At 67.6% G+C, this 19091-nt stretch carries 12 protein-coding genes and 1 riboswitch; of the genes, 6 read left to right on the top strand and 6 right to left on the bottom strand.

The annotated features are described in order from the left end of the window. Nucleotides 1-451 precede the first annotated feature (451 nt). The 4 genes from RCF13_RS14955 to RCF13_RS14940 all read right to left on the bottom strand — a co-directional run bounded on the left by RCF13_RS14955 (nt 452) and on the right by RCF13_RS14940 (nt 5861). On the bottom strand, nt 452-2425 hold the full coding sequence (locus tag RCF13_RS14955; protein ID WP_134969342.1) for an AsmA family protein: 1974 nt from the start codon (nt 2423-2425) through the stop codon (nt 452-454). Between the two features lie 82 nt (nt 2426-2507). After that, nucleotides 2508-3146 carry a hemolysin III family protein gene (locus tag RCF13_RS14950; protein ID WP_005418403.1) on the bottom strand — a complete coding sequence of 213 codons (639 nt, stop codon included), beginning with the start codon at nt 3144-3146 and terminating at the stop codon, nt 2508-2510. 159 nt (nt 3147-3305) lie between these two features. Next, nucleotides 3306-4910: a peptide chain release factor 3 gene (locus RCF13_RS14945; protein ID WP_049415910.1), complete on the bottom strand. Its 1605-nt coding sequence runs from the start codon at nt 4908-4910 to the stop codon at nt 3306-3308. 66 nt (nt 4911-4976) lie between these two features. Further along, entirely contained in the window at nt 4977-5861 is an 885-nt protein-coding gene (locus RCF13_RS14940; RefSeq protein WP_231352253.1) for a M23 family metallopeptidase, read from the bottom strand. Between the two features lie 147 nt (nt 5862-6008). Then, nucleotides 6009-6127: riboswitch (SAM riboswitch) on the top strand. Nucleotides 6128-6204: 77 nt separating this feature from the next. Between RCF13_RS14940 and RCF13_RS14935 the strand changes: the two genes are divergently transcribed. Genes RCF13_RS14935 through RCF13_RS14925 form a run of 3 tightly spaced genes read left to right on the top strand, consistent with a single transcriptional unit; the run spans nt 6205 to nt 9532 of the window. After that, the gene (locus RCF13_RS14935) at nt 6205-7236 is read left to right on the top strand and encodes a homoserine O-succinyltransferase (protein ID WP_231352252.1); all 1032 of its coding nucleotides are present in this window, start codon (nt 6205-6207) and stop codon (nt 7234-7236) included. Continuing rightward, nucleotides 7233-8468: an O-succinylhomoserine (thiol)-lyase gene (locus tag RCF13_RS14930; protein ID WP_231352251.1), complete on the top strand. Its 1236-nt coding sequence runs from the start codon at nt 7233-7235 to the stop codon at nt 8466-8468. Before RCF13_RS14935 ends, RCF13_RS14930 begins: the two co-directional genes overlap by 4 nt. Continuing rightward, a complete protein-coding gene (locus RCF13_RS14925) occupies nt 8465-9532 on the top strand; it encodes a homoserine dehydrogenase (protein ID WP_134969278.1) in 1068 nt (355 codons plus the stop codon). The genes RCF13_RS14930 and RCF13_RS14925 overlap by 4 nt, the downstream gene beginning before the upstream one ends. A 107-nt stretch (nt 9533-9639) precedes the next feature. Here RCF13_RS14925 and RCF13_RS14920 read toward each other — a convergent pair whose 3' ends face one another. After that, a complete protein-coding gene (locus RCF13_RS14920; protein WP_134969277.1) occupies nt 9640-10635 on the bottom strand; it encodes an alpha/beta hydrolase in 996 nt (331 codons plus the stop codon). A gap of 221 nt (nt 10636-10856) precedes the next feature. Between RCF13_RS14920 and RCF13_RS14915 the strand changes: the two genes are divergently transcribed. The 3 genes from RCF13_RS14915 to RCF13_RS14905 all read left to right on the top strand — a co-directional run bounded on the left by RCF13_RS14915 (nt 10857) and on the right by RCF13_RS14905 (nt 17593). Next, a complete protein-coding gene (locus RCF13_RS14915; RefSeq protein ID WP_061478875.1) occupies nt 10857-11573 on the top strand; it encodes a response regulator transcription factor in 717 nt (238 codons plus the stop codon). A gap of 269 nt (nt 11574-11842) precedes the next feature. Further along, nucleotides 11843-15700 carry an ESPR-type extended signal peptide-containing protein gene (locus RCF13_RS14910; RefSeq protein ID WP_231352250.1) on the top strand — a complete coding sequence of 1286 codons (3858 nt, stop codon included), beginning with the start codon at nt 11843-11845 and terminating at the stop codon, nt 15698-15700. A 66-nt stretch (nt 15701-15766) separates the two neighbouring features. Beyond that, nucleotides 15767-17593, top strand: a complete 1827-nt coding sequence (locus RCF13_RS14905; protein WP_181357843.1) for a S8 family peptidase — start codon at nt 15767-15769, stop codon at nt 17591-17593. A gap of 72 nt (nt 17594-17665) precedes the next feature. Here RCF13_RS14905 and RCF13_RS14900 read toward each other — a convergent pair whose 3' ends face one another. Next, nucleotides 17666-19048 carry an L-serine ammonia-lyase gene (locus RCF13_RS14900; RefSeq protein ID WP_049415888.1) on the bottom strand — a complete coding sequence of 461 codons (1383 nt, stop codon included), beginning with the start codon at nt 19046-19048 and terminating at the stop codon, nt 17666-17668. Nucleotides 19049-19091: the final 43 nt, after the last annotated feature.

Raw genomic sequence — 19091 nt, 5'->3', positions numbered from 1 at the left:
CAGGCCTCTTTGGCGACCTGCAGTTTGAAACGCGCGTCGTATCTGTTCATGTATCCCTCGGGGTTGGATCTGATGTCCAACTCCCGGGGGTCACTTCACCATGGGGGCTCGATCGGCGCATCCATGCGCCTCACGGTCCTGCCCAGCCGCACCCTCCCTGGACACGTTCCTGCGAGCGCGGTGCGCACATGCGTGGTGGCTCGCCTTTGGTAGCCGCCAACCTTGGTTGGCAACGGCTTTTGACTTTGCTTTTTTCTTTTGACTTTGAATTTCGCTCTCGTTCCGCGCGCGCAGGAAACTGTCCGCAGCCGGAGCAAGGCGGCAGGCAGGACCGTGAGGCGCATGGATGCGCCGACCGAGCCTACAGGGACGTATTTACGGCGTGTCCTGCCTGTCGCCTTGCTCCGGCTCTACGCGCGGGAAAAGAGGCGCCGCGAACAACGCTGCAACCCTACTTCGCATACTGCCCACCGCAGTCGGCATCCTTGCCCGGCCCCAGCTCGATCGTCGCCAGCAAGGCCGCCGGCGGGGCGATGCTGCCCAGTGCCAGGGCCACCGCACCGCGGATGCCCAGCGCTTTGAAGTCCGGGCGGAACGACGGGTCCTTGAACGTGCCGGCAACGTGCAGCGGCGAGCGCAGTACCAGGATGCTCCTGTCCTTCGGGCGCGGCTTCAACAGCAGGTCCAGGGTTTCGTCGCGCAGGCTGACGGTGCCTTCGCCGATGAGGATCGTGTCGGTGGTGTCCACCGCCAGCGCCTGGCTGGTCATCAGGCCGTCGCGCACACCGAAGTCGGCGAAGGCGCAGCGCAGAGGAATCTGCTTGTCGCCGGTCACCAGGAACTTCAGCGATTCGGTGATGTCCAGGCCGGCCAGCTCCATCACCAGGTTGCCGACATGGCCACGGCCCATCGCCAGGCCGACCTCGCCGCTGCTGCTGCCGAGCATTGCGGCGATCGAATTGCCGCGGCCAGTCAGGTCCACCTCACCGCCGATGCCGCCCTTGGCCTGTTCGGCCAGCTTGGCATCGGGGAACAGCTGGCCCAGCTGAACGCCGCGCACGCTCGCCTTCAGCGCAGTGCTGATCTGCGGCTGGCGTGCGTCCATGCGGATGGTGCTGCGGATATCGCCGCCGGCGACGCCGAAGTTCAGCGGGGCCAGCCGCAGCACCCCGTCATCCAGCAGCAGATGGGCGTCCATGTCGTCCAATGGCAATGACGGTGCGTTGATGCGGTGGGCCTTCCAGCGCACATCGGCATCCATCGCACGCAGCTTGCCGAGGTTGTAGGGCGTGTCCGGAAGCACGCGCGCGCGCGCGGCCACCCGCGCGGCCTCGGCCTTCTGCTCCGCATTGGCGGTTTCGCCGCCGCCGGTCTTCGGTGGCGCGCCGACGAAGCCGGCCAGGTCATCGAAGTCCAGGCGCTTGGATTCCAGCGTCGCGGTCAGCCGTGGACGGTCGCGGCCCACCTCGAACTGAAGACTGCCACCGAGGTCGCTGTCGCCCACCTTGCCGGTGAAACCGTCGTAACGCCAGACGTCGTGGTCGCGCTTCAGGCGTCCGTTCAGCGCGTAGGGCGGGGACGGCGGAATGGCGATGCCGAGCAATGGGTAGAGATCGGCCAGGTCCTGGCCACTGAGTGCGAACTGCAGGTCGAACACGCGCAGCTGGAACGGATTGGTCAGCGTGCCGCTGGCCACCGCGTGGGTGGCGCCGGCGCGGCCGTCGAGGTGGATGCGGAACGGGTGGTCGCTGTTGGTCAGTTCCAGCGGTGATTCGGTTCCGCCCTGCAGGGTGAACGGGTTGCCCTGCCAGTGGCCCTTGCCCTGCACCAGCAGCGGCGGCGAGGCATCGGCCTGCTTCGGCTGGCCGCTGCGCACGCCCACGCGGATGTCGGTACGGCCCGGTGCGTCGAGGAACTGCAGCCGGCCGTCGTCGATGCGCAGGTGCTTGAGCTGCGGGCTGGTGCCGCCAGCGCTGTCACCGAGGAAGTCCCAGTTGCCCGGCTCGCCCTTGCGTGGGGCGGTTTCCAGCAGCACGTCCGGTCGGGTCAAGCGCACTTCCGGCAGTTGCACGCTGCCGCGCAGCAGGGGCCACACGCGCACGTCGATCTCGACGCGGTCGGCCGTGGCCATGTTCGGCTGCTTCGCCCAACCGGCATTGGCGAAGGTGATCGCATCGGCACGGATGGTGCTGGTCTGGCCGAGGTCGACATCCAGATGGCCGATGTGCAGTGCACGGCCGGTACGGGCCTGCACGGCGCGCTCGACCGGGCCTTTGAACCAGTTCCAGTCCCACAGCGCGATCAGCACCAGGATCGCCGCGAGCAGGAAGATCAGCAGCGTCAACCAGCGCCGGCCTCGCGGGCCGGGGCGGCGGAGACGCCAGCGGTTCGTGCGCTTTGCGGCAGGGGAGGCGGCGGCATTCACGCTGCCATGGTTGCCCCCTCATCGTGGACGGGGCGCGAAGCGTCCATGTGCGCGGCGTGCACGCGCCGCGCACGGGCCAGTGCTACAGCACCTGCATGGTGACCGCGACGAAGTGGCAGACGCTGCCACCGATGACGAACAGGTGCCAGATCGCATGCGAATAGGGAATCGATTCGCGGTGGTAGAAATAGGTGCCCAGCGTGTAGGACAGGCCGCCGGCCAGCAGCCAGCCCAGCGTCCAGCCGTCGATCGAGGCCAGCATCGGCTTGACCGCCACGATCACCAGCCAGCCCATGGCCACGTAGATGGCAGTGGACAGGCGCTTGAAGCGACCGGTGTAGAACAGCTTGAACACCACGCCGGCCAGGGCCAGGGTCCAGATCGCGGCGAACAGGCCCCAGCCCCACGGGCCGCGCAGGCCGATCAGGGTGAATGGGGTATAGGTGCCGGCGATCAGTACGTAGATCGCGCAGTGGTCGAACACTTTGAGCCGGCCCTTGGCGACCGGGTGCTGGATGGCGTGGTACAGGGTGGACGCGGTGTACAGCAGCAGCAGTGCGATGCCGAACACGATGGCGCCGGCCAGCTGCCAGCCATCGCTGTAGATTGCGGCCAGGGTGATCAGCACCGCGCCGGCGCCCAGGGCGAGCACGGCACCGAGGCCGTGGGTCAGGGCGCTGGCGATTTCTTCGCGGATCGAAGCAACGGAAGTCGTGGACATGGCGTAGGCATCGTTCGCGGGGAGGGGGACCCGCGCCCCTCTATCATCGCCGCGATGGGCGGCATGTGCACGCCCGTCACCGTATGGTGGGTGAATCCCTGCGTTGCGACGGCGGGGTCAGAGCCCTTTCCTTGCGGAAAGGGATCCGACCCCGTGGCATCAGCCTGCCGAAACGGTGTGCGCCGCTTCGCGTGTGGCCGAGAAACGCACATCCGGCGAGCGTTCCTGGGCCAGCTGCAGGTTGACCCGGGTCGGAGCGAGGTAGACCAGGTGACCGGCCGCATCCAGGGCCAGGTTCAATGCGTTCTTCTCGCGGAATTCTTCCAGCTTCTTCTCGTTGCTGCAGTGGACCCAACGCGCGGTGGTCACGCTGACCGGCTCGAAGGTGGCTTCCACGCCGTACTCGTCCTTCAGGCGGTAGGCCGCCACGTCGAACTGCAGCACGCCGACGGCACCCAGGATCAGGTCGTTGCTGGTGAGCGGGCGGAAGAACTGGGTCGCGCCTTCCTCGGACAGCTGGGCCAGGCCCTTCTGCAGCTGCTTGAGCTTGAGCGGATCACGCAGGCGTGCGCGGCGGAACAGTTCCGGGGCGAAGTTGGGAATGCCGGTGAAGGTCACCGCTTCGCCTTCGGTGAAGGTATCGCCGATGGAGATGGTGCCGTGGTTGTGGATGCCGATCACATCGCCGGGCCACGCTTCGGCCGCGATCTCGCGGTCGCTGGCCATGAAGGTCAGCGCGTTGGCCAGCTTCATTTCCTTGCCGGTGCGCACGTGGAAGGTCTTCATGCCGGCGCTGAAACGGCCCGAACAGACCCGCATGAATGCCACGCGGTCACGGTGCTGCGGGTCCATGTTGGCCTGGATCTTGAACACGAAGCCGGTCAGCTTGTTCTCTTCCGGTGCGATTTCGCGACCGGTGGTGGTTCGCGCCTGCGGCGACGGCGCATGCTCGACGAAGAAGTCCAGCAGCGGCTGCACGCCGAAGTTGTTCACGCCCGAGCCGAAGAACACCGGGGTCTGCTTGCCGGCGCGGTAAGCGTCCAGATCGAACGGATGGCTGGCGCCCTGCACCAGTTCCAGTTCGTCGCGCAGGTCGGCCAGCATCTGCGCACCGATCTTCTCGGCCAGGCCGGGCGCATCGATGGACGGGAAGATGGTCGAGTCCTGGCGGGTGAAGTTGCGACCCGGTTCGTACAGGTGCACTTCGCCGGTCAGCAGGTGAACCACGCCCTTCAGGCGCTGGCCCATGCCGATCGGCCAGGTGACCGGCGCGCACTGGATGCCGAGCACGGTCTCCACTTCATCCAGCAGCTCGATCGGGTCCTTGCCCTCGCGGTCGAGCTTGTTGATGAAGGTCATGATCGGGGTGTCGCGCAGGCGGCACACTTCCATCAGCTTGATGGTGCGCTCTTCCACGCCCTTGGCCACGTCGATCACCATCAGCGCCGAGTCCACTGCGGTCAGCACGCGGTAGGTGTCCTCGCCGAAGTCGGCGTGACCAGGGGTGTCAAGCAGGTTGACGATCTTGCCTTCGTACGGGAACTGCATCACCGAGGAGGTGACGGAGATGCCGCGCTCCTTTTCCAGCGCCATCCAGTCGGAGGTGGCGTGGCGGGCGGCCTTGCGGCCCTTGACCGAACCGGCCATCTGGATCGCGCCTCCGAACAGCAGCAGCTTTTCGGTCAGCGTGGTCTTGCCGGCGTCAGGGTGGGAAATGATGGCGAAGGTGCGGCGACGCGACGCTTCGTTGGCGACTTCGGACATGGCAGTGGCGCCCGCCCGGGGCGCTTTTCAAAGAGATAGGCGCCCGATTATACCGGCCGGGGCCGGTCAGCGCCCGATACCGCCGTCGGCCTCGCCGTGGCGGGCGAACTGCAGCTGGCCCTGCTCGGCGAAGATGCGCACCGGCACCGAGCGCAGGCCCATGCCGCGGTTGACCTGCACCACGAAGTGCAGGTGCGGCGCAGTGCTGTAGCCGCTGTTGCCGGACAGGCCGATCGGTTGCCCGGCTCCCACCGCCTGGCCGCGACGCACGCGCATGCCGCCGGCCTGGAGGTGGCCGTACAGGGCCATGCTGCCGTCGCTGTGCAGCACGCGGATGAAATTGGCACGGGCACCATCGCGCTCGCGGTCCTGGCCGTTGCCACGGAAGCCATCCTGGATCTGCATCACCGTGCCCTCGCGCGCGGCCAGCACCAGGGTGCCCTCCGGCAGTGCGAAGTCGACCGCGTCGCGGTTCTCCTCGTCGTCATGGCTGAATCGCCCCTGCGGTGCCTGGTCTACACGCAGGCGGGCCGCATCGAACGGCAGGCGATAGCCGACATCTTCGGCCCGCGCGGCCGGGTTGCCCGGCACCGACTGCAGGCGCAGATCCAGCATGCGGCCATCGATCGGGGCGGGCAGGCGGCCGACCACCAGGCTGCTGTCGCCCTGGATCAGCGACTCGACCGGGAGGCCTTCGACCGGGTGTCCGGGGGCGGCGCGCAGCTGGATCTGCAGCGGCCCTGCCAGCCCGTTGTCGATCCGCGCCTGCCATTGCGTACCGACCGGCTGCAGGCGCAACCGGGCCATGGGGGCGGCGCCCTCGGCACTGCCTGCGCGCGTGGCACGGGCGGAAGGGGGAGCCAGTCCCCAGCCCTGGCGCCAGTCGCCGGCGTATGCGGTCGCGCTCGCCAGCAGAGGCAACAGCAGGCAGGACAGGGGCAGGCGCGGCATCGGCGTTTCCAGCAAGAGGACCGCCGGGACTGTACCCGATCCTGAACGGGGCGACCGGGACGGCCCTCGCAGAGTGATCCTGGAGATATCTATCGCTTTATCCGCATGAAGGGATTGACAGTGCCGGAAAGGGCTGGCATCGTGGCTCCACCATCGAGACCGGCAGAGGGACAGGCCCTTTGAAGCCGGGGCAGCCCGCAGGCGCGCAAGCGTCTGCGTAGGTGCCAAATCCTGCGGGGACCGTGGCGTCCACCGAAAGATGGTTCGAACCATGCACCCCACGTGCATCTCGAACGCGGGCCCCGCGAAGGCTCGATGGCCGATTCCCCAACCGGATCCCGCCATGAGCTTCGCCACCAGTACCGCCGTTCGCCCCGAACCCTTTGTCCCCGTCAGCGTGCCGGTCGCAGACCGCGTGCACGCCGAGCGCGGTGAGTTCGCCGCGGTGCTGTCGATGCGTCATGCAGGCCCCAGCCCGGTGCGCCTGCGCTATGAGTGGGTCGGCCCGGCCAACGCGCCGGTGGTGGTGCTGGCCGGTGGCATTTCCGCGCATCGCCACGTGGCCTCCAACGCACAGTTCAGCGAGAAGGGCTGGGCCGAAGCGCTTGTGGGTAGCGGCCGCGCGCTGGATCCGCAGCAACTGCGCGTGCTGGCCTTCGATTTCATCGGTGCCGACGGTGCACTGGATGTGCCGATCGATACTGCCGACCAGGCCGATGCGCTGGCGCTGCTGCTGGACCATCTCGGCATCCGCACGCTGAAGGCCTTCGTCGGCTATTCGTATGGCGCGCTGGTCGGCCAGCAGTTCGCGATCCGCCACCGCGCCCGCGTGCGCCAGCTGGTGCTGGCCAGCGGTGCGCATCGCCCGCACCCGTATGCCGCCGCCTGGCGTGCACTGCAGCGCCGCGCGGTCGCGCTTGGCCAGCTGCAGTGCGGTGAAGACCACGGCCTGGCCCTGGCCCGGCAGTTCGCCATGCTCAGCTACCGCACGCCGGAAGAGTTCGGCGAGCGCTTCGACGCCGCGCCGGAGGTGATCAATGGCCGCGTACGCGTGGCCGCCGAAGACTATCTCGATGCGGCGGGTGCGCAGTACGTCGCGCGCACGCCGGTGACCGCCTACCTGCGCCTGTCCGAATCGATCGACCTGCACCGTGTCGACCCCGCCGCGATCCTGCCGCCGACCGTGGTGGTGGCCGTGGAGGGCGACCGCCTGGTGCCGCTGGCCGACCTGGTCGGCCTGGTCGAAGGGCTGGGCCCGCGCGGCAGCCTGCGCGTGCTGCGTTCGCCCTATGGCCACGACGCCTTCCTCAAAGAAACCGATCGCATCGACGCGATCCTCGCCACCGCCTTCCGCACTTCTGGAGAGTCCGCATGAGCCTGCACGCCAACGAGCCGTCCTGTAGTCGCACCACTGCCGCCGTCCGTGCGGGCATCGATCGGGACACCGCGCATGGCGCGGTCACGCCGCCGATCGTGCTGTCGTCGAACTTCAGCTTCGAAGGCTTCGGCAACAAGCGCCAGTACGACTACACGCGCAGTGGCAACCCGACCCGAGACCTGCTGGGTGAAGCGCTGGCGGAACTGGAAGGCGGCGCCGGCGGCGTCATCACCGCCACCGGCATGGGGGCGATCAACCTGGTGCTGAACGCGCTGCTGCAGCCGGGCGATACCCTGGTGGTGCCGCATGATGCGTACGGCGGCAGCTGGCGCCTGTTCAACGCCCTGGCGAAGAAGGGCCACTTCGAACTGGTCACCGCCGACCTGACCGACCCGCGCGCGCTGGCGCAGGCGCTGGCCACCCAGCCGAAGCTGGTGCTGGTGGAAACCCCGTCCAACCCGCTGCTGCGCATCACCGACCTGCGCTTCGTCATCGATGCCGCGCACAAGGCCGGTGCCCTCGTCGTGGTCGACAACACCTTCCTGTCGCCGGCCCTGCAGCAGCCGCTGTCGTTCGGTGCGGACCTGGTGCTGCATTCCACCACGAAGTACATCAATGGCCACAGTGATGTGGTGGGTGGTGCGGTGGTCGCGCGTGATCCGGCACTGCACGAGCAGCTGGTGTGGTGGGGCAACGCGCTGGGCCTGACGGGTTCACCGTTCGATGCCTTCCTGACGCTGCGTGGCCTGCGCACGCTGGATGCGCGCCTGCGCGTGCACCAGGAAAATACCGCCTCGATCGTCGCCCTGCTGGACCAGCATCCGGCCGTCGGCACGGTGTACTACCCGGGCCTGGCCGATCATCCGGGTCATGCCATCGCCGCCCGCCAGCAAAGCGGCTTCGGCGCGATGCTGTCGTTCGAACTGGCGCACTGCGCGGGTGATGATCCGCACGCGGCAGTGCGCGCATTCGTGGATGGCCTGCGTTGCTTCACCCTGGCCGAATCACTGGGCGGCGTCGAAAGCCTGATCGCGCATCCGGCCACCATGACCCATGCGGCGATGACCGCCGAAGCGCGCGCCGCTGCCGGCATCAGCGAAGGCCTGCTGCGCCTGTCGGTCGGTATCGAGGCCGAGCGTGACCTGCTGGCCGATCTCGGCGCGGCGCTGCAGCGCGCCGAGGTCGTGATCGATGCGGCCGCACGCCGCAAACAGGTGGTGGATGCATGAGCGCGCTCGCCGCCGACATTCCTGCGCTGGGCGTCGGACGCCTGGCGCTGCTGGGCACTGGCACGGTCGGCTCGGCCTTCGTGCAGCGCTACCAGACGCTACAGGCTCGCGGGCTGGAACTGCCGAGCGTGCAATGGCTTGCCAACTCGCGCACTGCGCTGGAGATCGATCGTGACCTGGCGTTGCCGCTGGAACTGGCGCGACGTGCGCCACGCGATGGCCAGAGTTCGCCGGCGTGGGCCAGCACCGAAGGGCTGGAGCGTGGCGATGTGGTGGTCGATGCCACCGCCAGCGAAGACGTGGCCGCACGTCACGTGCAGTGGCTGGCGCGCGGCGTGCATGTGGTGACAGCCAACAAGCTGGGCCGTGGTGCGCAGCTGTCACGCGCGCAGGCCATTGCAGAGAGCTGTGCCGACAGTGGTGCGCGCTATGGTGACAGCGCCACCGTCGGTGCCGGGCTGCCGCTGCTGAGCAGCCTGCGCGCACTGGTGGCCGGTGGTGATCACATCCATGCCATCGAGGGCGTGCTGTCCGGTTCGCTGGCGTGGCTGTTCCATCGTTACGACGGCCGGTCGCCGTTCTCGGCGGCGGTGCGCGAGGCGCTGGCGGCCGGCTACACCGAGCCGGATCCGCGACTTGACCTGTCCGGCGAGGACGTGCGCCGCAAGCTGCTGATCCTGGCCCGCAGCAGCGGGCTGGCGCTGGATGCTTCGCAGGTGCAGGTGGACTCACTGGTACCTGACACGCTGGCCGCGTTGCCGCTGGAGGGCGCAGTGGCTGCGCTGGAGCAGCTGGATGCGCCGCTGCAGGCGCGTTGGCAGCGGGCACGCGAAAACGGCCGCGTGTTGCGTTTCGTCGGCCGCGTTGACGGTGAGGGTGCGCAGGTGGGCCTGAGCGAGCTGCCGGCTGATCACCCGTTGGCGCAGGGTGCCGGGACCGACAACCGCGTCGCCATCCACAGTGATCGCTACCGTCGCCAGCCGCTGTTGATCCAGGGCCCGGGTGCGGGCGCGGAAGTCACCGCCGCCGCGTTGCTGGATGACGTGCTGCGGATCGTCGGCTGATCGCACAGTTCTTGTAGAGCCGAGCCCATGCTCGGCTGCTACTGGCGAGATCCCCTCCTGCTGGATGAGCCGAGCATGGGCTCGGCTGTACAGGGGAGGGCTGCCGTTCAATGCGCCTTCAAGGACTTCAGCAACGCGGCGTTGAACTGCTTCGGGTCCTGCACCTGCGGCGAATGGCCCAGTTCGGCGAACTCGACCAGCGTGGCGCCGGGAATCGTCGCGGCCGCGGACTTGCCGAGCACCGGATAGTTGCCCAGCGTCGCCTTCACCGCAGGCGGCGCCAGGTCGCGGCCGATCGCGGTGCGGTCCTTCTGGCCGATGAACAGCGTGGTCGGCACCTGCAGGTTCTTCAGTTCATAGACCACCGGCTGGTTGAACACCATGTCCGAGGCCAGCGCCTGGCTCCATGCAACGGCCTGCTTGCCGGGCCCTTCGTACATCCCTGACTGCATCCGCGCCCAGGGTTCGTAGGCCGGCTTCCATTTGCCGTCGTAGTACACATCCAGCTGGTAGCGGCGGATGCTGTCGTAGCTGATGTTCATTTCACCGGCATACCACGCGTCCACGCTGCGCCATGGCACGCCCAGCGCCTTCCAGTCTTCCAGACCGATCGGGTTGACCAGCGACAGGCTGCGCAGATCCTGCGGGTACATCAGCGCGTAGCGCACCGCCAGCATGCCACCCATCGAATGACCGACCAGGTGCACCGGCACGTCGCCCAGTTGCAGCTGCTGCAGCAGGGCATGGGTGTTGGCTGCCAGCTGTGCGAACGTGTACTGGTAGCGCTCGGGCTTGCTGGATTTGCAGAAGCCGACCTGGTCCGGAGCGATCACCCGGTAGCCGGCGGCAACCAGCGGCTTGATCGATTCCTTCCAGGTGGCCGCACAGAAGTTCTTGCCATGCAGCAGCACCACCACGCCGATCGGAGTCTTCTTCGGTGCGATGTCCAGGTAGGCCATCTCCAGCGGCTGCCGCTGCGATTCCAGCGCGAAGGTCTTCACCGGATAGCCGTAGTCGAAGCCCTCCAGGCGCGGCCCGTAGGTAGGCGCGGCGAGCGCCGGCAAGGGCAGGAGGGCGAGCAGGGCTGCCAGGGGCATGCGCATCGATCAGAACCGGTTGGAGGATTCCCGCGAGCCTAGCGGCAATTCGATGGCGATGCATTGACGGCGCGCACGTCCTCGAATGGTCCTGCACCAGTCGCGGGCAAGTGCGAGGTGAGCGGTCACACGTCGTCAGGTTCTCGTTGCGGCAATCGGATCGGTCCTAGCAGCAACGGCGTTCGAAGTGTCTAGGATCATGCGTGGATCATCATCGATGAGGGGCCATGATCGAGACTCAAGAGGTTGCACTGCGCGTCATCGTGCTGGAAGGCGACGAGTTCGTTCGCGACTGCTTGCTTCTTTCCCACTTGCGTGTGCACGGATTCGACGTTGCCGGCAGCGCGACTGTGGCCGGACTGGAGGCGCTGATGGAAGTGCGCCACGCCGATGTCGTGGTCCTGGCCGTCGACCTGCCGGATGGCGACGGCTTCAACGTGGTGCACCTGCTGCGCCAAAGGCATCCCGCACTGGGCGTGGTGATGCTTACCGGTCGGCAGGGCACGACGGATCGCGTGCGCGGCCTTGTGCAGGGCGCAGACGCCTATCTGACCAAGCCGGTGGATATCAATGTCCTGGTGGCGACGCTGTACAGCCTGGGGCGGCGCCTGCAACAGCAGAATTCGCCCGAGGCGGAACGCTACTGGCGGCTGGATCCCGGCGCGTGGCGTCTGCTGCCCCCGCGTGGTGGCGGCATCTCGCTGACGCGCAGTGAGCGCGCACTGCTCCGCAATCTGTTCGCCCAGCCGGGTGATGTGGTGCCGCGCGAACACTTGATCGCCGCACTCACCCCGGACGTGTTCGATTTCGACCCGCATCGACTGGATTCTCTGATCCATCGCCTGCGTCGGAAAGTGCGTGCTGCGTGCGGTGGCCCATTGCCGCTGACCACGGTGCATGGCGAGGGCTACGTATTCAACCCCTGGGGATCGCACAATCGCTGACGCATGACGGGTGCATCGTCTGATGCGTGCTGATGCGTCCGTTTGCGTGCTGCCTGCTGCGGTGAGATTACGGTGAGGAATGAGTGAGTTGGTGTGCGTGACTGCTGGTTGAACGAGCGGTAGGTTCATCGTGCCGGTGAGGCCGCCTGCGCACTGCGACAGTCCGCCCTCCGGCCTGAAGTTTCGACGTCCCTGGTCCCAGAAGGTGCGGGCAGCTGCCCATGCACCGACGGGATTGCTTTGCCGCACGTTTCAGGAGAGAGGTACGCATGAACAGGATTTTCCGTCGGGTATGGAATCGCGCGCTGGGCCAGCTGGTGGTGGGCTCCGAACTGACCCATCGCAGCGGACGTGCCGGTGCACGCAAGCTGCGTCCCATGGTGGGTGCCGGCGCGATGCTGCCGATGCTGGCACTGGCCGCGCCGCCCACGCTTTCACCGCAGGCGCTGCTCTGCGCGCCGACTGATCTGGTGTGCCTGGTCGAATCGGCGCTGGGCGATTCCTACTTGAAACTCAACGGTGCCGGTGATGGCAGTGATGACGCGATCGCCAGCGGTGAAGCGGCAATCGCGCTGGGCGTGAATACCCGCGCGACCGGCAACGCGAGCACTGCGGTCGGCTCGCTGGCACAGGCCATCGGCGTGGGCGCTACTGCGTTCGGCGAAAGTGCGGCAGCCATTGCCGATGCGGCTACCGCAATCGGGCAGGGCGCACTGGCGGCCGGACTCGGCAACACCGCGCTGGGGGCGGGTGCTGAAGCGACAGCCGACCAGGCGGCGACGGCGCTGGGTGCCTTGAGTCTGGCCGAAGGCCAGGGCTCCACCGCCATTGGGGGTGACGCCCAGGTCTACGGTGCCGGTGGTCTGGCCGCCGGTTTCAACGCCGGCACCAACGGCGAAGCCGGCGTGGCACTGGGCGCGCGTTCACGCGCATTGGGCGGCGACTTTGCCGTGGCTGTCGGCGCTTATGCCGGCGCAGTGGGTGAAGGTGCCACCGCCTTGGGAGCGGCCAGCATCGCCGACGGCGAGCGCAGCACGACGGTGGGTTTCCAAGCCGAAGCGCATGGCGAGGGCGCGACAGCGGCGGGTGCAGACAGCCGTGCGCTGGGGGCTTCAGCTGCCGCGTTCGGCAGCGCAGCGTCAGCGGTTGCCGACGATGCCACCGCGCTGGGTGCCACAGCGCTGGCTGCCGAGCAGGGCAGTGTTGCGGTGGGTAGTGCGGCCACGGCACTGGGTAACCGCTCCGCAGCGGTGGGCTATGGCGCCGTGGCTGCGGGCGCCTCGTCGGTGGCCGCAGGCGAATCCGCCGATGCTGAGGGTGCTGGCGCCGTCGCCGTGGGCGTAGGCACGCAGGCCAGCGGATATGCCGCTGCGGCACTGGGGGCCCAGGCCCAGGCGACTGGCAACTCATCACTGGCGCTGGGCGTGCAGTCGGTGGCAGCGGGGCCGGCAGCAGTGGCGCTGGGTTGGAATTCGGTCAGCAGCGGTGACTTCTCCACGGCCCTGGGCCCGGCAGCGTATGCGTCCGGTGCGGGCGCGCTGGCGGCTGGCATGGCTGCCAGCGCGGAAGGTTTCCGGGGCATTGCTCTGGGTTACGCCGCCGAGGCGGGTGGCGACAGCAGCGTCGCCATTGGCGGCCAGTCCACCTGTGAGCGCTTCTGCATCCCCTTCACTACGCAGGCGCAGGGACTCAACAGCGTTGCGCTGGGTGCCGGCGCCATCGCCTCTGGCAATCACGCGACGGCGCTGGGCGCGTTGTCGTTCGCCAGTGGCGACAACAGTATTGCGTCCGGCGCGAACGCCCTTGCCGAGGCTGCGGACAGTGTGTCGCTGGGCGTCAATTCGCGTGCCGCGGTGTCCGGTGCGGTCGCGCTCGGTGCAGGCTCGGTCGCAGATCGTGCCAATGCGGTCTCGGTGGGCAACAGTGGCACGCAGCGGCAGATCATCAATGTGGCTGCTGGCACCGAGGGCACCGATGCGGTCAACGTTGATCAGCTCAATGAAGTGAAGACACAGGCGGGGAACGTGCGGTTTGTTGCGGTGGATGCAGCGACCGATGGCAGCGCCGATGCGGTCGCGATCGGTGACGACGCCACGGCCATCGGCAGCAGTGCATTTGCTGATGGTGAGGGCAGCTTCGCTGCTGGCCAGCAGGCCAATGCGCTCGGTGCCGGCGCGATCGCACAGGGCGCTCAGTCGCTGGCGATGGGCGATGCCGCGATCAGTCTCGGTTCGCTGAGCACGGCCACGGGGCAGAACGCCATCGCCATCGGCCAAGGCGCTTCAGCGCTTGATGACTCGAATACTGCAGTCGGCGGAACCTATATGGGTCTGGTCAACAACCAGCCGGTCGTGCAGGCGACCAGTGCCAGCGGTCAGGGCGCATCGGCCTTCGGTGCGGGTTCGCAGGCTGCCGGTGGCTGGTCCACGGCGGTGGGGGCAACCGCATCGGCGGGGGGCGGGCAGGCGACTGCAGTGGGCTTCAACGCCAAGGCCGATGCCGGCCTCGGTGTTGCAATCGGCGCATACAGCAATGCGGCAACCAGTTGGAGCACTGCCATCGGCTACGCGGCACTCGCCTCCGGCGAATCGGCCCAGGCGTTCGGCTGGAACGCACGTGCCTCCGGTGACAACGCGACAGCACTGGGCTACGCCGCCAGCGCGGGCGGGAACTACACCAACGCCATCGGCATGTACGCCGAGGCGGGGGGATTTGCCTCCAACGCGGTCGGCACTTTCGCCGAAGCCAACGGTGCATTTGCCACTGCGCTGGGTTACGGCGCCGAGGCGAACAGCTGGGGCGCCAATGTCCTGGGTGCCAGTGCCACCGCCAGTGCCGACTACGCGGTGGCGATCGGCAATGACGCGACGGCGTCAGCGGCCGGTTCGGTGGCGCTGGGCCAGGGCTCGGTGGCAAACCGCGCCAACAGTGTGTCGGTGGGCAGGGCGGGCCGCGAACGGCAGATCACCCACGTCGCTGACGGTAGTGACGCCACCGATGCTGTGAACAAGCGCCAGCTCGAAGCCGCTATCGCCGATGTGGGGGGCGAGCTGGGAGACCTGACCGCCAACGCCGTGCGCTATGACAGCACCGACAAGGACAGCCTGAGCCTGGAAGGCAGCGACGGGACCCGCCTGCACAATCTGAAGGCAGGTAGGGCAGGCACCGATGCAGTGAACGTGCAGCAGCTCAACAGCGTTGCGCAGGCATTGGGTGGCGGCGCCGGCATGGATGGCAACGGCATGCTGATTGGGCCCGCCTATTCGGTGCAGGGCGTCCGCTTCGGCAACGTGAGCGGTGCGATCGGCGCATTGGATTCGGCGCTGAGTGGCCTGGATTCCCGGGTCGGTGCGCTGGAAGGAGGCAGCGGCCCCGGCGGTGAGGGTGGTACGCGCCCCCCCGTCGGCACCGGCGGTGGCCTGGCAGTGGGCGAGGGCTCGCTGGCCAAGGACGCCAACGACACTGCGATCGGCAACGGTTCGCAGGTAGGCGCCGACAACAGTACTGCCGTGGGCAGCAACAGCCAGGTGGCTGCGAAGGCACAGAACGCTGTTGCTGTTGGCGCCGACAGCAGGGTCACCGGTGCCGGCGGCACCGCGTTGGGCCAGGGTGCCGTCGCATCGGCCTCGGGATCAGTGGCCATCGGCCAGGGGTCGATGGCCGACGAACCCAACGCGGTGTCGATGGGCAGCGCCGGCAACGAGCGTCGTGTCACCAACGTGGCAGCTGGCACCCGCGATACCGACGCGGCCAATGTGGGCCAGATGAAGGCAGGCAACGCAGACACGCTTGCCTCGGCCAGGAGCTACACCGATTCGAAGTTCAACGGCCTGGATGATCGCTTCACCGAGGTCACCCGCGAAATCGACCAGCGGCTTGGACAGCAGGACCGACGCATCGACCGGCAGGGCGCCATGGGTTCGGCGATGCTCAACATGGCCATCAACGCCGGCGGCAGCCGCAGCCCGCGTGGGCGCATTGCCGTCGGTGCCGGCTGGCAGAACGGCGAACAGGCCCTGTCCATCGGCTACGGCAAGCAGATCAGCGAGCGCGCCAGCTTCAGCCTTGGCGGTGCGTTCAGTGGTAGCGAACGTTCGGCGGGTGTTGGCTTCGGCATCGATCTGTAATCCCCCATGCCGCCCACCCAACCGGTAGGCGGCTTTCATGCACTGCATTTGTTCCTGGAGACAAACATGAAAAAGCAGCTTCCGTTGCATGCTGGCCTGTTGGCTGGTGCTGTGGCCCTGGGCCTGACTTCGATTTCGGCGCCGGCTGCCACGCCACTTCCTCTGCAGCCGGCCAGGATTGTTGGCCCGCTGAAGCCCCTGACATCGGTGGCGAATGATCGCTTCATCGTGAAGTTCAAGCCGGGCATGGCCGATGCACGCGACCGTCGTTTCGTCGATGGGGTGCTGGCAGCGGCGATGGCACGCAGCCTGCCGGCCCGCGCAGGCGCAGCGCCGACGCTGAAGGTCCAGCGCCGTACCGGCCTCGGCGCCGAAGTGGTCTCCGTTTCACGCCTGCTGTCTTCCGATGAAAGCGCACGCCTGCTTCAGCAGCTCCGCCTGGACCCGGCGGTGCAGTACGCTCAGATCGATCGCCGCATGTATCCGCTGCAGAGCCTGCCAGACGACCCTCGCCTGCCGTCCCACCAGTGGGACATGCTGAACACGATCGGTGGCATCCACGCACCGGGCGCCTGGGCTGAAAGCACCGGCGAGGGCGTGGTGGTAGCGGTGCTGGATACCGGCATCCTGCAGCATCCGGACCTGGATGCGAATGTGATTGCTGGCTATGACATGGTATCGCTGGCGGGCGAACAGGGCGGCGTCGGATCCGGCGATGGCGACGGCCGTGATGCCGATCCGCATGACCCGGGCGACTGGAGTGATGGTTCCTACTGTGGTGTTGGCACCAGCAGCTGGCATGGCTCGCATGTGGCCGGTACGGTGGCCGCAGTGGCCAACAATGCGCTGGGCATCGCGGGTGCAGCCTATGGTGCCAAGGTGCAGCCGGTACGCGTGCTGGGCACCTGCGGTGGTACCAGCTCGGACGTGGCCGACGGCATTTACTGGGCCGCCGGTGGGCATATCGATGGCCTGCCGGACAACCCGACGCCAGCCGACGTGATCAATCTCAGCCTGGGCGGCTTCGGTGCCTGCAGCGAGGACCCTGAAGCGCAGGCGGCCATCGACTATGCACGCAGCCGTGGTACCACGGTGGTGGTCGCCGCTGGCAATTCGAACATCGATGCCGCCGGCTTCTCGCCTGCCAGCTGCAAGGGCGTGATCAACGTCGGCGCGACCAACTACGTGGGGGGCCGTGCGGGCTACAGCAACTATGGTGCGTCGGTCACCGTCGCTGCGCCGGGCGGCGAAATCGACAGCGGGCCGGCACCGGCCCGCGGCGCCATCTGGTCCACCATCGATGCCGGCACCCAGGCGCCGCTCGGCCAGCCGGTGCTGGGCGGTTACCAGGGTACTTCTATGGCTGCGCCGCACATCGCAGCCATCGTGGCATTGATGCAGTCCGCTGCAGTCGAGGCCGGCCGGGGGCCACTGACCCCCGACCAGGTGCGTGACATCCTGGTGGCGTCGGCGCGTCCGTTCCCGCAGCCCCCGGAAGACGGCAAGCCGATCGGCGCCGGCATTGCCGATGCCCATCGCGCGGTCCTGCTGGCTCAGGGCAAGCCGTTGCCGGCACTGCCGATTCCCGAGCTGCAGAACGGCATCCGTCTGGACGGCCAGAGCGGCGTGAACGGGCAGTCGCTGCTGTTCGCCATCAACGTGCCGGCGGGGGCGACCACGCTCAATCTACGCACGCTGGGTGGTTCCGGCGATGTCAGCCTGTATGCGGCACGGGGTGCAGCACCCGACGTTGGCAGTGCGCCGTACAGCTCGCGCCGTGCGGGCTCTACCGAGGTGATCGTGGTCAGTCGACCACAGGCAGGGACCTGGTATGTGCGCGTGGTGGGCGAAAGCACCTTCCGCAACGTGTCGGTGCTGGGCCTGGCGCGCTGATTCACGCCGCGCTTGAAAGACAAAGGGCGGCCCGATGGCCGCCCTTTGCCTGTTTCGGCAGGGTGCAGCGAATCAGCACTCGATGACGTTCACCGCCAGGCCACCGCGGCTGGTTTCCTTGTACTTGTCCTGCATGTCGCGGCCGGTATCGCGCATGGTCTTGATCACCTTGTCCAGCGACACCTTGTGCTTGCCGTCGCCACGCATCGCCATGCGCGAGGCATTGATCGCCTTCACCGCGCCCATCGCGTTGCGTTCGATGCACGGAATCTGCACCAGGCCACCGATCGGGTCGCAGGTCAGGCCCAGGTTGTGTTCCATGCCGATTTCTGCGGCGTTCTCGATCTGGCTGGGGTTGCCACCCAGTGCCGCGACCAGGCCGCCGGCCGCCATCGAGCAGGCCACGCCAACCTCGCCCTGGCAGCCCACTTCGGCGCCGGAAATCGAGGCGTTTTCCTTGTAGAGGATGCCGATCGCCGCCGAGGTCAGCAGGAAGTCGAACACGCGCTGTTCGTTCGCGCCAGGGCAGAAGCGGTCGAAGTAGTGCAGCACCGCCGGCAGCACACCGGCCGCACCGTTGGTCGGCGCGGTCACCACACGGCCACCGGCCGCGTTCTCCTCGTTCACGGCCAGCGCGTACAGGTTGACCCAGTCCAGCGTGGTCAGCGGGTCGCGCATCGCCGCTTCCGGCTTCGACGACAGCTCGCGGTACAGCGCCGGTGCACGACGGCCCACCTTCAGGCCACCCGGCAGCACGCCTTCCTCGCGGATGCCGCGCGCCACGCACGACTGCATCGCACTCCAGATCTCGCGCAGCTGCGCGCGGATCTCGTCTTCGCTGCGCCAGCACTTCTCGTTCTCGAACATCAGCTGGGCAATGCTCAGGCCGCTGCGCGCGGTCTGCGCCAGCAGCTCATCGCCGCTCTTGAAGGGGTAGGGCAGCGGGGTCTCGTCGGGCACGATGCGATCATCGGCCGCGTCGTCCTGGTTGACCACGAAGCCGCCGCCCACCGAGTAGTAGTCGCGGGTGGCGATCACTTCGTCGTCGGCGTTGTAGGCAGTGAAGCGCATGCCGTTGGTGTGGTACGGCAGCTTCTGGCGCTTGTTCATGCCGAGGTCGCGCTTCTCGTCGAAGGCGATCTCGTGCTGGCCCATCAGCTGGATGCGCTTGCTGCTGCGGATGCGCTCCAGCGTGGCCGGAATGATGTCCGGGTCGATCAGGTTCGGCCGCTGGCCTTCCAGGCCCAGCAGGATCGCCTTGTCGGTACCGTGGCCGCGGCCGGTCAGCGCCAGCGAGCCATAGACATCGGCGCGGATGCGCGCGACCTCGTGCAGGCGACCCGGGTCGAGCAGCCAGCGATGGATGAATCGCTCGGCGGCCTTCATCGGCCCGACGGTGTGCGAGGAACTCGGGCCAATGCCGATCTTGAAAACGTCGAACGTGCTGACAGCCATGGTTGCCGTACTGCGGGTACCGGAAGAGATCGCTATTCTAGCG

Source organism: Stenotrophomonas maltophilia group sp. RNC7 (assembly GCF_030910085.1).
Taxonomy (GTDB): Bacteria; Pseudomonadota; Gammaproteobacteria; order Xanthomonadales; family Xanthomonadaceae; genus Stenotrophomonas; species Stenotrophomonas sepilia.
This window is presented reverse-complemented; position numbering and strand designations above follow the sequence as displayed.

What these genes read in the sequence shown, in the direction of transcription:
- RCF13_RS14950 (WP_005418403.1), bottom strand. Translation starts at nt 3,146, where the DNA reads ATGTCCACGACTTCCGTTGCTTCGATCCGCGAAGAAATCGCCAGCGCC.
- RCF13_RS14945 (WP_049415910.1), bottom strand. Translation starts at nt 4,910, where the DNA reads ATGTCCGAAGTCGCCAACGAAGCGTCGCGTCGCCGCACCTTCGCCATC.
- RCF13_RS14940 (WP_231352253.1), bottom strand. Translation starts at nt 5,861, where the DNA reads ATGCCGCGCCTGCCCCTGTCCTGCCTGCTGTTGCCTCTGCTGGCGAGC.
- RCF13_RS14935 (WP_231352252.1), top strand. Translation starts at nt 6,205, where the DNA reads ATGAGCTTCGCCACCAGTACCGCCGTTCGCCCCGAACCCTTTGTCCCC.
- RCF13_RS14930 (WP_231352251.1), top strand. Translation starts at nt 7,233, where the DNA reads ATGAGCCTGCACGCCAACGAGCCGTCCTGTAGTCGCACCACTGCCGCC.
- RCF13_RS14925 (WP_134969278.1), top strand. Translation starts at nt 8,465, where the DNA reads ATGAGCGCGCTCGCCGCCGACATTCCTGCGCTGGGCGTCGGACGCCTG.
- RCF13_RS14920 (WP_134969277.1), bottom strand. Translation starts at nt 10,635, where the DNA reads ATGCGCATGCCCCTGGCAGCCCTGCTCGCCCTCCTGCCCTTGCCGGCG.
- RCF13_RS14915 (WP_061478875.1), top strand. Translation starts at nt 10,857, where the DNA reads ATGATCGAGACTCAAGAGGTTGCACTGCGCGTCATCGTGCTGGAAGGC.
- RCF13_RS14910 (WP_231352250.1), top strand. Translation starts at nt 11,843, where the DNA reads ATGAACAGGATTTTCCGTCGGGTATGGAATCGCGCGCTGGGCCAGCTG.
- RCF13_RS14905 (WP_181357843.1), top strand. Translation starts at nt 15,767, where the DNA reads ATGAAAAAGCAGCTTCCGTTGCATGCTGGCCTGTTGGCTGGTGCTGTG.
- RCF13_RS14900 (WP_049415888.1), bottom strand. Translation starts at nt 19,048, where the DNA reads ATGGCTGTCAGCACGTTCGACGTTTTCAAGATCGGCATTGGCCCGAGT.